Here is an 11,561-nt window from a genome sequence, read left to right on the forward strand (position 1 = left end):
CAGCGATGAGTCAACTCGGTAGTAGCCGGTTGTTACCCGACCTCGCGGATAAGGTCTACCTTGAACACTCCCAAGCATTCCCTCCAGAGAAGTCCTCCCCATGGCCGCGAAAAAGATTCTGATGCTGGTCGGCGATTACGTCGAAGATTATGAAGTGATGGTGCCGTTCCAGGCCCTGCAAATGGTCGGCCACACCGTCCACGCCGTGTGCCCGGACAAGGCTGCCGGCAAAACCGTGCGCACCGCGATCCATGACTTTGAAGGCGATCAGACCTACAGCGAAAAGCCCGGTCACCTGTTCGCCCTCAACTTCGACTTCGCCAAGGCGAGCGAGGCCGATTACGACGCGCTGCTGATCCCCGGCGGACGTGCGCCGGAATACCTGCGCCTGAACGAAAAAGTCCTCGAACTGGTGCGCGCCTTCGACAAGGCCGGCAAGCCGATTGCCGCGGTCTGCCACGGCGCGCAATTGCTCGCGGCGGCGGGTGTGCTTGAGGGGCGCGAATGCAGCGCCTATCCGGCCTGCGCGCCGGAAGTGCGACTGGCGGGCGGTACGTACATCGATATCCCGGTGACGGACGGCCACGTTCAAGGCAATCTGGCCACTGCCCCGGCCTGGCCGGCGCATCCGAACTGGCTGGCCGGTTTCCTCGGTTTGCTCGGCACCAAAATCACCCTGTAACGAGGAACCGCCGATGTGCGAGCTCTACGTCAAGGCTGACCCGATTCTCTATGAGTCGCGCTCGCGTTCGCTGCGCATCTGCGGCGTGGTGACGACGCTGCGCCTGGAGAATCAGTTCTGGGACATCCTCAGCGAAATCGCCGAGGTCGACGGCATGACCACCAACCAACTGATCGCCAAGCTGTATGAAGAGGTGATGGATTATCGCGGGGAGGTGGTGAATTTTGCCTCATTCCTGCGGGTGAGTTGTACGCGTTATCTGAGTCAGCGGCGCGGGGCTGTCGCAGAATTGTCGGTGGTGCGCACTGCGCTGAAATAGCCTGGACCGAGTTGCCCCAATCGCTGGCAAGCCAGCTCCCACAGGTTTAGCGGTGCGGCTCAGTGAGTGAGCACACAGAAGATTCCTGTGGGAGCTGGCTTGCCAGCGATGGGGCCGGTCCAGGCGACAGAAGGCTGCAGCTGGTCTTTACTCTGAAGCGCGAAATCTCTCAATCGCCAAGGAGCAACGAGCATGTCCGGATGGTACGAAATCAGTAAAAGCAGCAACGGCCAGTTCAGGTTCGTGCTGAAAGCGGCGAATGCCGAAACGATTCTGACCAGCGAGCTGTACACCACTCGCGCAGCGGCTGACGGCGGCATCGCGGCGGTGCAAACCAACAGCCCGCTGGATGAACGCTACGAGAAGAAGTCGACGAAGGACGGCCATCCGTACTTCAACCTGAAAGCCGCCAATCATCAGGTTATCGGCAGCAGCGAATCCTATTCCTCGGAGGCGGCGTGCGATAAAGGCATTGCCAGTGTGAAGGCGAACGGACCGAGCAAAGTGATCAAGGACAAGACCTTGCCTGTCCTCTGAGCTCATTTTCGAATCCAGCATCATTCCTGTGGGAGCTGGCTTGCCAGCGATGAGGCCATTTCATTCAGCATGGATGTAGACTGGTACGCCGCCATCGCTGGCAAGCCAAGCTCCCACAGGGTTTTGCGTATTGCTTGAGATCAGCGCAGGGTCTTGAGGATTGTCTGCAGCTGCGTTTGACCCGCCTCACTCAACGGAAACACCGGCAAGCGTGGATCGCCCACTTCAAGCCCGGTCTGACGCAAACCTGCCTTGATCGTCGCGGGCAAGCCACCCTTGAGGATGAAATCCAGCAGCGGCAATTGGCGGTAAAACAGATCCCGCGCGCGATCCAGATCACCGGCCATGGCGGCCTCGTACAAGTCCAGATTCAGTTGTGGAATCAAATTGGGCGCCGCCGTGCACCAGCCTTTCGCCCCGGCCGCAAATGCTTCCAGTGCCAGCGGATTGCAGCCGTTGTAGAACGGCACCTGACCTTCGCCGAGCAGTTGCAGTTTGTGCATGCGCTGAATATCGCCAGTGCTCTCCTTGACCATGGTCACGTTCTCCACGCCGTTGACGATGCGCAAAATCAAGTCAACGGACATGTCAGTGCCGCTGGTGGCCGGGTTGTTGTAGAGCATGATCGGCACGCCGATGCGCTCGCCGATGGCGCGGTAGTGGGCAAGAATTTCTGCCTCAGTGAGCTTCCAGTACGAAGCTGGCAGCACCATCACCACATCGGCACCGTGGCCTTCGGCGAAACGTGCGCGGCGTACGGCTTTGGCGGTGGTCAGGTCAGACACGCTGACGATGGTCGGCACCCGTTTGGCGACGTGCTTGATGCTGAACTCGGCAACCTCATCCCACTCCGCATCGCTCAGGTAAGCGCCTTCGCCGGTGCTGCCCAGCGGCGCAATCGCGTGGACGCCGCTGTCGATCAGGCGATCGATCGATTGCCCGAGCGCTGGCAGATCCAGCCCTTCGCCATTGGCGCCGAACGGGGTGATGGTGTAGCCGATGATGCCGTGAATAGTGGACATGGGAATCTCTCCGTAACAGGGTTCAGTTCAGGCAATCGGCGTGTTGGCGCAGGTTCTGCCGGGCGTAATAGTTGAAGGCAGCGGCGTGGCGTTTCGGCTTGGCGATCCAGTCGTGTGCCTCGCGGCCAAGCTCGGGAATGATCGGCTTGATCGTACCGGCCGCCATCGCCAGCAGTTGCAGTTTTGCCGCACGCTCGATCAGTTGGGCGATGACACACGCCTCCTCAATCGTCGTGCCGGTCGACAGCTGACCGTGGTGCGAAAGCACAATTGCGCGTTTGTCGCCCAGCGCTCCGGCAATCAACTCACCTTCTTCGTTGCCCACCGGCACCCCCGGCCAGCCCTCGAGAAACGCACAGTCGTCGTACAGCGGGCACAAGTCCATGTGGGAAATCTGCAGCGGCACTTCAAGCATCGACAGCGCCGCGACGTGGGTAGGGTGGGTGTGAATGATGCAGTTCACGTCCGGCCGGGCGCGGTACACCCAGCTATGGAAACGGTTGGCCGGGTTGGCCATGCCGTGACCTTCGAGGACTTCCAGATCCTCGTTGACCAGCAGCAGATTGCTCGCGGTGATTTCGTCGAAACCCAGGCCCAGTTGCTGGGTGTAATAGGTACCGGGCTGCGGGCCACGGGCGGTGATTTGTCCGGCCAGACCGGAGTCGTGGCCGTTTTCGAAGAGAATCCGGCAGGTCAGGGCCAGCTTTTGTCGGTCGGTCCACGTATTATCCGCGAGGCTTTTTTGCATCTGGGTCAGCGCTTGCTTGACCAGTTGGTCTTTGGGTAGTGCTAATGTCTTGGCCATGTCTGTGTCCTTTGAGTGAGAGCAAATGACACGAAAGAGGCTATATGACACAAAGTGTCATTGGCAAGCACGAATCGCTGCTTCCTTGCTGGAATAACCACCGCGAATGTCTATCCGTTTGAAACTATTGAGAAAAAAACTTGGCGTTACCCTTGAGGCATTGGCCGAAAAATCCGGCATGACCAAGAGTTATCTGTCCAAGGTCGAGCGCGGGCTGAACACCCCTTCGATTGCTGCCGCGTTGAAACTGGCGAAGGCGTTGAACGTCAAAGTCGAGGAGTTGTTCTCCGAAGACAGCGTCAGCCTCGACAGCTACAGCCTGGTGCGCAGCCATGAGCGCCAGTCACTGGCGGCGAATGACCAGAGTCCCGGGTATGCGGTGCTGGCCCATCAAGTCAGCGAACGCAACCTGCTGCCGTTCATCATCTACCCGCCGAGCGAGTTCACTGACAAAACCTTCAAGGAGCATTTGGGCGAGGAGTTTCTGTTCGTCCACGAAGGGCAGGTCGAAGTGGATTTCATGAACGAGAAGGTGCTGCTGGAACGCGGTGATGCACTGCACTTCAATGCACAGAAGCCGCACCGGATCCGTTCGGTGGGTGAGGTGCAGGCGCAGTTGCTGGTGGTGGTGCACAGCGCCGAAGAATGAACCTTGAAATCAAAAGATCGCAGCCTTCGGCAGCTCCTACAGTTGGAATGCGTTCCCCTGTAGGAGCTGCCGAAGGCTGCGATCTTTTGATCTTGCTTTAAACCTCGACGGGTACCGAAAGCTTCGGATTCCCCAGCGCATGGCTCTTCGCATCAAAAAACCGCAACTCAACCTCCGTGCCCTCGAACACCTTCGCGTAATGCCGTTTCTGATGCTGAATGAACGCCGCACTGCGCGGATAAATCGAGATCGCCACAGTCTTCGGTTTCGCCAAACGCAGCGCCCGCACGATATGCGCATCCTGCTCGCCCAAGGCATGACCGAAGATGCACAGACTGCCGTCATGCCCCAGCAATTGGTCATAACAGAACGACAGATAATCCGAGCTGCGAATGGTCTTGAGTTTGTCCGCACTCGGCCCTTCGGTGACGAACAGCGGCACATCATCCAGCGTCTTGATCGTGTTGTTGATCGCGAAACTGCCGAGCAGCGTGCCTTCGGTTGAGGTCAGTTTGCGTGCGGTGCCGTCCTGGTTGCGCACCAGATGCAGACCACCGTGCAGGTACAACAAGCGCGGTTTGTCGGTGGCACGTTCGGCCAGATCGAAGCTGGCATTTGCGCCGTTGAACAAGTCGTCGATGGCCTCGCTGTTGTGCTGCAGCGCCCAGTAGTTGAGCAAGTCGTAATTGGTGGTGAACACCGTGCTATAGCGCGCCAGTTCTTCATTCAGCGTCGCCAGCGTCGAGGCTTGCACCAATCGCCACGGAATGTGCACGGCGTGCACGGTGTTGATCAGCGCTTCCTTGATCGCGTAGTAGCGGTTGCGCGGCGCCGCCGAGCTGACGGCCAACGCCTTGTTGACCCGGCTGGTGGTTTTCAGCGCGCCGAGGACCTGCTCGAAGCTGCGCGTTTGCATGGCGTCGAACACCGCCAGTTCCGACGGGCTCAGCGGTTTTTCCTCGACGGTTCGGGCGTTTTCGAACAGCGAGTCATAGCCGAAGTCGTCCCACACCGCACGACTGGCGCCATTGCCCACCAGCAGGCCGTTGAAGTCGCTGGTGGCGCGCAAGGCGTTCCAGTCTTCGAGGGTGGCGTCGACATCCAGAAAATCGGTCATTGCGCAGGCGTCTCAAAACAAAGGGGCTGATGGGCGGCGACTTTATCACGAGCGGGCATTGAGCCAGATCAACATCGGCCGTGACCGATCGGTCGATGCTGTGCACATCCGCCGTATCGGAGCAGTCGATTCGGCCCTTGTCAGGAGATGCGCGCATGACCAGCAGCTTTTTTATTCCGGCGGTAAACATCATGGGCAACGGTTGCCTCGACGAAGCCATGGTCGCGATCCGCAACTACGGTTTTCGCAAGGCGCTGATCGTCACTGACGCGGGGCTGGCCAAGGCTGGTGTGGCCACGATGATCGCCGAGAAACTGGCAATGCAGGACATCGATTCGGTGATTTTCGACGGCGCCAAACCCAACCCGAGCATCGCCAACGTCGAGTCCGGGCTGGGGCTGCTCAAAGAGACTCGCTGCGATTTCATCGTGTCGCTGGGCGGCGGCTCGCCCCACGATTGCGCCAAAGGCATTGCCCTGTGCGCGACCAATGGCGGGCAGATTCGCGATTACGAAGGCGTCGATCAATCGAGCAAGCCGCAATTGCCGCTGATCGCCATCAATACCACCGCCGGCACCGCAAGCGAGATGACCCGCTTCTGCATCATCACCGACGAATCGCGCCACGTGAAAATGGCCATCGTCGATCGCAACGTCACGCCGCTGCTCTCGGTCAATGACCCGGCGCTGATGGTCGCGATGCCCAAAGGCCTGACCGCCGCCACCGGCATGGATGCGCTGACCCACGCCATCGAGGCTTATGTCTCGACCGCCGCCAACCCGATCACCGACGCCTGCGCGCTGAAAGCCATGACCCTGATCAGCAACAACCTGCGTCTGGTTGTGCGCGATGGCGGTGATCTCGCCGCGCGGGAAAACATGGCTTACGCGCAGTTCCTCGCCGGCATGGCATTCAACAACGCCTCGCTCGGTTATGTGCATGCGATGGCACATCAGTTGGGCGGGTTCTACGACTTGCCGCATGGCGTGTGCAACGCCGTGCTGCTGCCCCATGTGCAGACGTTCAATGCGCTGGTCTGCGCCGATCGGCTGACCGATGTTGCCCACGCCATGGGCGCCGACATTCGTGGGTTCAGCGCCGAAGAGGGCGCACAGGCAGCGATCAACGCGATCCGCTGCCTGGCCAAGGATGTCGAAATTCCCGGTGGCTTGCGCGAATTGGGCGCCAAGCTCAGTGACATTCCGGTGCTCGCCAGCAATGCGCTGAAAGACGCCTGCGGTTTGACCAATCCTCGGGCGGCGGATCAGCGCCAGATCGAGGAGATTTTTCGCAACGCGTTTTAATGGGCGCGGCAGGGTTAATTTCTTGAATGTCAGGTTTTACCCTTGCCCTTGCCTTTAGCGATCACCGTAAACGTACGAACACGGACCCAGTCGGACAAATTCCCGTTGATGTTGTGAATGGCGGATATCCGGTGCGGTCCGGGAGGTAAGGGTTTTGTAATCTGTTTACTCCATTGCTTGAGGGAGTCGACGTCGGCTTTGGCAATCATCTCGCCGGTGTCCAGATCGATAATGCTAACGAAGCCTTCAGCTTTTGTGACATTTCCGGAAAAGACCGGAACAGCGCTTACCTGAGCTTCTTCTTTTGGTTCGACAATTACCGGGACGTCGATTGCTGGCTGCAGTAGCACGGTATACCTGCGCTCGTCACTCCAGTCTGACTTGATGGCTTCCCATGTCTGGTGGGCGCGAACCCCGTGCTGACCCGTCGACTGGGCACCGCTGATGCTAAACGCCCATCGTCCATTTGCGCTGACCGGTCCTCCACCGAGTAAGTGCGTATTTTCAATGTTCCAGACCTGCACCTGAGCACCCGGTATACCGCTCCCGAGAAACAGTGTTGCAACTCCCGTTTCCTGGCCCTCTTCGGGGTACGTGATAGTCGGGGGCGGGACAGGTTGCGTCTTGGGCTTATCGGAAATGCTCATTGTTCTTCTCGTTTCAGGCTGAACTTGAATCGAGAGGCTGGCATGACCGGTTGCGTTTTGAACCTGTAAGAACTACCAGTCTTTTAGTTTTTTTTGCTTGGTCGGCAATTTCATTTTCTTCTAAAAAACTGTCATTTCTGTCAGTTGTCTGGTTTGGCTGCTTCGGATCGAATGCTCTGACAACGGGGGCGACCACGATCCCTTGAGGAGCACATGAACATGCCGAACACCAACGCACCTAAAGCACAATCAGCAGGTGAGCTGGATCAGACGTTTGCCCATTCGGGTCTGCAAACGCTGGAGTTTCCTGGCGCGCGCAAAACCATCGGCAAAAGTGTCGCAGTGCTGCCTTCGGCTCGGATCATGGTAAGTGCAACGGTTATCGACGCAGCGGGAGCCTCGCACTACGGCCTTGCACGACTGCTCCCTGACGGTCTTATCGACACCGGCTTCGGTCAGGGCGGATACCTGAGCGGCCAGTTTGCCAACGGTCGGTTATCACAAGGCGGGAGTCTGGTTGTCGATGAGAGCGACGACGCATTCTGGATGAGCGCAGTGCTTGCAGATCCCGAGGGCAAACTCCAGCAAATCATCGCTCGATTCAACCCCGACGGTACGCTCGATCCCGAGTTTGGTGATGGACAGCCTGGCTACCGGGTCGTGCCGATGCGTATTCCTGCGCTCGAAAATGCCACGGGCGGTCGCTTGATTTTGGCGCACTCCACTCCCGAAGCGATGCCGGACAGATTGCTCTTCGTCACCTCTCAAGGGGGCAGCGGGTTGTTGACGCGTTTCTTTCTGGATGGCAAGGATGACCCGGCATTTGCCGGCAAAGGCTGGATCCACCTGACGCTTTCCGGTGTGGCGATCACGTTGCAAGGGGTTACGCAGTTGGACGATGGGAAGATTCTTGTCCATGGCAAGACAGAAGTGACCAATCAGGGACTGGTCATGGCTTTCGACAGTTCCGGGCAGGTTGCCACGTCGTTCGGCAAGGGCGGTACGCTGCTGCTGGAACTGCAAAATGCGGGGGCACCGCTCGAAAGCTCAGTGAACCGCATCGTCGTGCAATCGGCGCAGGGCTTGTTGATGATCGGATCGGCCGTCGAGTCGTCCGCCGGGGAGAAGCTTCAGCACGGCCTCATCAGCGGGTTCACCCGCGACGGTGGGCCTGATTTAGCGTTCAACCGAGGGGCGCCTGTCCTTACCGTTGCCGCGCAGCCACTGGATCTGAAAAGCTGGAGCGCAGGGTTCGCGCTGAATGACTCCCCCGGCCCGCGAATCGTCACGGTCGGACAGACCTCGGACGGCACACGACGGTTGCTGTCGGGAGGCTTTTTGGTCGATGGCGCCGTGGATCCTGGGTTTGATGTAGAAGGCGCCGCCGCTATCGAGTGGATCGCGCAGGACGCCTGTCTGCAGGGTTCGTCAGTGCTGGTGTTGGGGCAGAGAAATGAAGCGGCTCATCTGGTGCGATTGTTGACGGCGGCAGACTGACGGGGAGGGCTGACAAGCCTTCGCTGAATGGGCTGACCTCTTCGCGAGCAAGCTCGCTTCCACAGTTGATCGCATTTCCCAGTTGAAATGCATTTCCCTGTGGGAGCCTGCTCGCGAAGACTGACGTCCAGACGCAGAAAAATCATGGATTCATGACATCAGCTAACAGCCAGCCCGTTCCTCTCAAACATCCGAATCCCCCCACCACCCGCGACGCCGTTAACTGTGTCTCGCTACCTAGCGGGAAATGCACGTTGGTCTACTGATGATTCGGTTGAAAGGGCCGATACAGCAGGGGATAGTGCGCGGCTGAAAAAGTGATCAGGGAGCAGGAAGTGACAGTGAAGTCTGGCTGGGTCGGGTGTGCGGTATTGTGCGGGTGGTTGCTGGCGGGGCAGGTATTGGCTGATTGCACGCCGCCGGCAGTGTCGGGGGATCTGGATTTTTCGGTTTGCAAGGATTGGCCGGCCTATCCCGGGCAGACCCTCAGCGCCACCGCCAGGTTCGAGCGAGCTTCCGATTATGTCGAGGGAAACTCGCACGGCTTTTACGATGTTGATTTGTCTGTATTACAGGATGGACGATCAGTTCCTGTTGCCACTTATCATCAAGCCGCTGCTTTCGAAACTGACGGCGTAGCCTTGGTGGAACTGGCACTCGATACTGCACGCTACAAAGTGGCTGCCGATTTCCGGGCCTTCGGTGTGCGTGCCCGTGTCACCAATGCATCCCGTCTTAATCCTTTGGAAGAGGTTCAGCTTTCGCTCTACGTGAGAGAGGGAGCAACGTTGCGTCCAATCCTGAGCCAGTTGCTGGTCTCCCAATACAGCGGCGAGTGGAATGATATTTGCGAAGGTGAACGCAGCGAAATTACCAGAACGGTGGAAGTCGCCAAAACAAGCTCCCATGGTTACGCGGACCTGATAGTCAAGACTCAGCAAACCGGCACAAGCAGCGTGGGCGACGCAGAGGCTTGTGAAGATAAAATCACCCATTACCCACCCGTTCTCACAACATTGCTTTATGACGGAAAGTCTTACGTCTTGCCGCAAGGCTTCAAAGGCCTTTAAACGGCTGCTTAACACGACTCTTATCAAGGAAGAACAATGCCCACGCCCACCAGGCTCTTTATTGTCCTCAGTATTCTGGCCCTCGCTCCTCAAGCCCAGGCCGCCTGCCAAACCAAAGACTTCGACGGCAAAAACCTGTCGCGCTGCAAAGTCTGGCCGGCCGTGCAGAACCAGGCGATTTCGGTTAAATCCACTTATCTTCCCGACGCCGGCGGCGATGATGCCGGGGTCTTCGATCTGGATCTGTCGATCGTCAACGCCAGCACTCACAACCCCATCGCCACGTACCGCAAGCCGGGCGCTTACAACTCCGATGCCGTGCGCTTTGATGATCTGCGTATCGACACGGCCCGTTATCGACTGGCGCCACAGGTTCGGGCTTTCGGTCTGCGTTCATTGTTTACGCACAGTTCCCACGCTATTCCCTACGAGAAAACCGATTTGGCGTTGTATGTTCGCGAAGGCAATGAGTTGCGTCCGGTGCTGGAGGGCCTGGTGGTTGCCAAGAACAACGGCGAGTTCATCGATGACTGCGAAGGCTATACCAAAACCATTCGCCGAACCGTCGAAATCGGCGCTTCCAGCCACCATGGTCTGGCCGATTTAATCGTCACTACCAACGGCAGCAAAATGAAAAATACACAGTCGGGTAAAGAGTGCGTTTCCAATACCACCCGCCTGAAGCAAAAACAGATCACCCTGACCTACGACGGCCAGCAATACATCGTCCCCGAAGACCTCAGAGGTTACTGACCCGATGCTCACCGGCCTCAACCACCTGACCCTCGCGGTCAGCGATTTGCAGCGCAGCCTGACGTTCTACCGCGATGTCTTGCAGTTGCGCGTTGAAGCCACGTGGGATGCTGGTGCCTACCTGTCGCTGCCGGGTTTGTGGTTGTGTCTATCGCTTGATCCCTTGCGCAAAACTCAAGCTTGCGTCGATTACACCCATTACGCGTTCAGCCTCAACGCGGCAGATATCTCAACGTTCGTGCAGAAGCTAAAAGCGGCGAACGTGCAGGAGTGGCGGGATAACCGCAGCGAAGGTGCGTCTTTCTACTTTCTCGATCCCGACGGCCACAAGCTCGAAGCCCATGTCGGCGATCTCGCTTCACGGCTGGCGGCGTGTCGGAAAAAACCGTACGCCGGCATGCGTTTTTACGACGAGTCATGATCAGACACATTTGTCTGATATAGACTGGCGGCCACGTGTTCTGGTACTTGCAGGTTTTCCATGACTCCATCGTTGCTAATGGCCGTGCTGGCCTCGGGTTTCATTTACGGCATCACGCCCGGGCCGGGTGTGCTAGCGGTGTTCGGCATCGGTGCAGCCCACGGGCGGCGGGCCGGGGCGGGGTTTCTGTGCGGGCATCTGCTCGGCGATGTGGTCTGGTGCAGCACGGCGCTGATCGCCATTGTCGGCGCCCGGGAAATCGGCAGCACCGTGTTTGATGTGCTCGGTGTGCTCAGCGGCTTGTACCTGTTCTGGCTCGGCTGGCGCGCAGTGCGAGCCCAGCGCCGCAACGGCGACGAACCCCAGGGCGCGGCGCGCAAGCCGTTCTGGCACGGCATTCTGTTTGGTCTGACCAATCCCAAGGCCTACCCGGTGGCGGTCGCGACGTTCACCGCGCTGCTGTCGAGCCGCGCTGAATTGCTCAACTGGTCGATGCTGCCGGCGCTGATTGCCCTGAGTTTCCTCGGCGGCCTGCTGGCCTACGCTATTCTCATCGGCGTGGTCGGCGCGCAGCGGGTACGCACGCTGTATCAGCGCCACGAACTGTTGATCACCCGGCTGTGCGGCGTGATGTTTATCGGTTTCGCCATCAATGCGCTGGTGCACGCGCTGCCGGGGCTGATGCCGAACAAGGCTTGAAAGTGAGTGCAGGGAGGCGCAATCACGAGGTCAGGGAAG

14 protein-coding genes are annotated in these 11,561 nt (G+C 58.7%); 10 read left to right on the top strand and 4 right to left on the bottom strand.

The window, feature by feature from the left end:
• Positions 1–100 precede the first annotated feature (100 nt).
• The 3 genes from M9827_RS03245 to M9827_RS03255 all read left to right on the top strand — a co-directional run bounded on the left by M9827_RS03245 (position 101) and on the right by M9827_RS03255 (position 1,538).
• Entirely contained in the window at positions 101–682 is a 582-nt protein-coding gene (locus tag M9827_RS03245; RefSeq protein ID WP_250603421.1) for a DJ-1/PfpI family protein, read from the top strand.
• A 13-nt stretch (positions 683–695) separates the two neighbouring features.
• Positions 696–1,001, top strand: coding sequence for a ribbon-helix-helix domain-containing protein (locus M9827_RS03250; protein WP_250603423.1), 306 nt, complete (start codon positions 696–698; stop codon positions 999–1,001).
• 192 nt (positions 1,002–1,193) lie between these two features.
• A complete protein-coding gene (locus tag M9827_RS03255; RefSeq protein ID WP_122608808.1) occupies positions 1,194–1,538 on the top strand; it encodes a YegP family protein in 345 nt (114 codons plus the stop codon).
• A 140-nt stretch (positions 1,539–1,678) separates the two neighbouring features.
• Here the strand turns inward: M9827_RS03255 and M9827_RS03260 are convergent, their stop codons facing one another.
• On the bottom strand, positions 1,679–2,560 hold the full coding sequence (locus M9827_RS03260; RefSeq protein ID WP_250603428.1) for a dihydrodipicolinate synthase family protein: 882 nt from the start codon (positions 2,558–2,560) through the stop codon (positions 1,679–1,681).
• Between the two features lie 22 nt (positions 2,561–2,582).
• On the bottom strand, positions 2,583–3,365 hold the full coding sequence (locus M9827_RS03265) for an aldolase (RefSeq protein ID WP_077571483.1): 783 nt from the start codon (positions 3,363–3,365) through the stop codon (positions 2,583–2,585).
• 106 nt (positions 3,366–3,471) lie between these two features.
• Here M9827_RS03265 and M9827_RS03270 point away from each other — a divergent pair, with 106 nt between their 5' ends.
• A complete protein-coding gene (locus tag M9827_RS03270) occupies positions 3,472–4,014 on the top strand; it encodes a helix-turn-helix domain-containing protein (protein ID WP_250603434.1) in 543 nt (180 codons plus the stop codon).
• Between the two features lie 97 nt (positions 4,015–4,111).
• Here the strand turns inward: M9827_RS03270 and M9827_RS03275 are convergent, their stop codons facing one another.
• On the bottom strand, positions 4,112–5,131 hold the full coding sequence (locus M9827_RS03275) for a DUF4917 family protein (protein ID WP_250603436.1): 1,020 nt from the start codon (positions 5,129–5,131) through the stop codon (positions 4,112–4,114).
• Between the two features lie 155 nt (positions 5,132–5,286).
• On the opposite strand from M9827_RS03275, the gene yiaY reads away from it, so the two are divergent.
• Positions 5,287–6,435 (top strand): L-threonine dehydrogenase, encoded by a 1,149-nt coding sequence (gene yiaY, locus M9827_RS03280; protein WP_250603438.1) that lies wholly within the window; start codon positions 5,287–5,289, stop codon positions 6,433–6,435.
• 29 nt (positions 6,436–6,464) lie between these two features.
• On the opposite strand, the gene M9827_RS03285 is transcribed toward yiaY, so the two are convergent.
• Complete coding sequence (locus M9827_RS03285) at positions 6,465–7,082, bottom strand: Ig-like domain-containing protein (protein WP_250603444.1); 618 nt, start codon at positions 7,080–7,082, stop codon at positions 6,465–6,467.
• 219 nt (positions 7,083–7,301) lie between these two features.
• Here M9827_RS03285 and M9827_RS03290 point away from each other — a divergent pair, with 219 nt between their 5' ends.
• From M9827_RS03290 to M9827_RS03310, 5 genes are all read left to right on the top strand, one after another.
• Positions 7,302–8,579 carry an NHL repeat-containing protein gene (locus tag M9827_RS03290; RefSeq protein ID WP_250603446.1) on the top strand — a complete coding sequence of 426 codons (1,278 nt, stop codon included), beginning with the start codon at positions 7,302–7,304 and terminating at the stop codon, positions 8,577–8,579.
• Positions 8,580–8,914: 335 nt separating this feature from the next.
• Positions 8,915–9,649: a PA3715 family protein gene (locus tag M9827_RS03295; RefSeq protein ID WP_250603448.1), complete on the top strand. Its 735-nt coding sequence runs from the start codon at positions 8,915–8,917 to the stop codon at positions 9,647–9,649.
• Positions 9,650–9,685: 36 nt separating this feature from the next.
• Entirely contained in the window at positions 9,686–10,402 is a 717-nt protein-coding gene (locus M9827_RS03300) for a PA3715 family protein (protein ID WP_250603450.1), read from the top strand.
• Between the two features lie 4 nt (positions 10,403–10,406).
• The gene (gene fos / locus M9827_RS03305; RefSeq protein ID WP_250603453.1) at positions 10,407–10,823 is read left to right on the top strand and encodes a fosfomycin resistance glutathione transferase; all 417 of its coding nucleotides are present in this window, start codon (positions 10,407–10,409) and stop codon (positions 10,821–10,823) included.
• 60 nt (positions 10,824–10,883) lie between these two features.
• Complete coding sequence (locus M9827_RS03310; RefSeq protein ID WP_250603455.1) at positions 10,884–11,522, top strand: LysE family translocator; 639 nt, start codon at positions 10,884–10,886, stop codon at positions 11,520–11,522.
• Positions 11,523–11,561 lie beyond the last annotated feature (39 nt).

Source organism: Pseudomonas sp. AKS31, assembly GCF_023634765.1.
Lineage (GTDB): Bacteria > Pseudomonadota > Gammaproteobacteria > Pseudomonadales > Pseudomonadaceae > Aquipseudomonas.

Coding starts and splice junctions, on each gene's coding strand:
- M9827_RS03245 (WP_250603421.1), top strand. CDS start 101: ATGGCCGCGAAAAAGATTCTGATGCTGGTCGGCGATTACGTCGAAGAT.
- M9827_RS03250 (WP_250603423.1), top strand. CDS start 696: ATGTGCGAGCTCTACGTCAAGGCTGACCCGATTCTCTATGAGTCGCGC.
- M9827_RS03255 (WP_122608808.1), top strand. CDS start 1,194: ATGTCCGGATGGTACGAAATCAGTAAAAGCAGCAACGGCCAGTTCAGG.
- M9827_RS03260 (WP_250603428.1), bottom strand. CDS start 2,560: ATGTCCACTATTCACGGCATCATCGGCTACACCATCACCCCGTTCGGC.
- M9827_RS03265 (WP_077571483.1), bottom strand. CDS start 3,365: ATGGCCAAGACATTAGCACTACCCAAAGACCAACTGGTCAAGCAAGCG.
- M9827_RS03270 (WP_250603434.1), top strand. CDS start 3,472: ATGTCTATCCGTTTGAAACTATTGAGAAAAAAACTTGGCGTTACCCTT.
- M9827_RS03275 (WP_250603436.1), bottom strand. CDS start 5,131: ATGACCGATTTTCTGGATGTCGACGCCACCCTCGAAGACTGGAACGCC.
- yiaY (WP_250603438.1), top strand. CDS start 5,287: ATGACCAGCAGCTTTTTTATTCCGGCGGTAAACATCATGGGCAACGGT.
- M9827_RS03285 (WP_250603444.1), bottom strand. CDS start 7,082: ATGAGCATTTCCGATAAGCCCAAGACGCAACCTGTCCCGCCCCCGACT.
- M9827_RS03290 (WP_250603446.1), top strand. CDS start 7,302: ATGCCGAACACCAACGCACCTAAAGCACAATCAGCAGGTGAGCTGGAT.
- M9827_RS03300 (WP_250603450.1), top strand. CDS start 9,686: ATGCCCACGCCCACCAGGCTCTTTATTGTCCTCAGTATTCTGGCCCTC.
- fos (WP_250603453.1), top strand. CDS start 10,407: ATGCTCACCGGCCTCAACCACCTGACCCTCGCGGTCAGCGATTTGCAG.
- M9827_RS03310 (WP_250603455.1), top strand. CDS start 10,884: ATGACTCCATCGTTGCTAATGGCCGTGCTGGCCTCGGGTTTCATTTAC.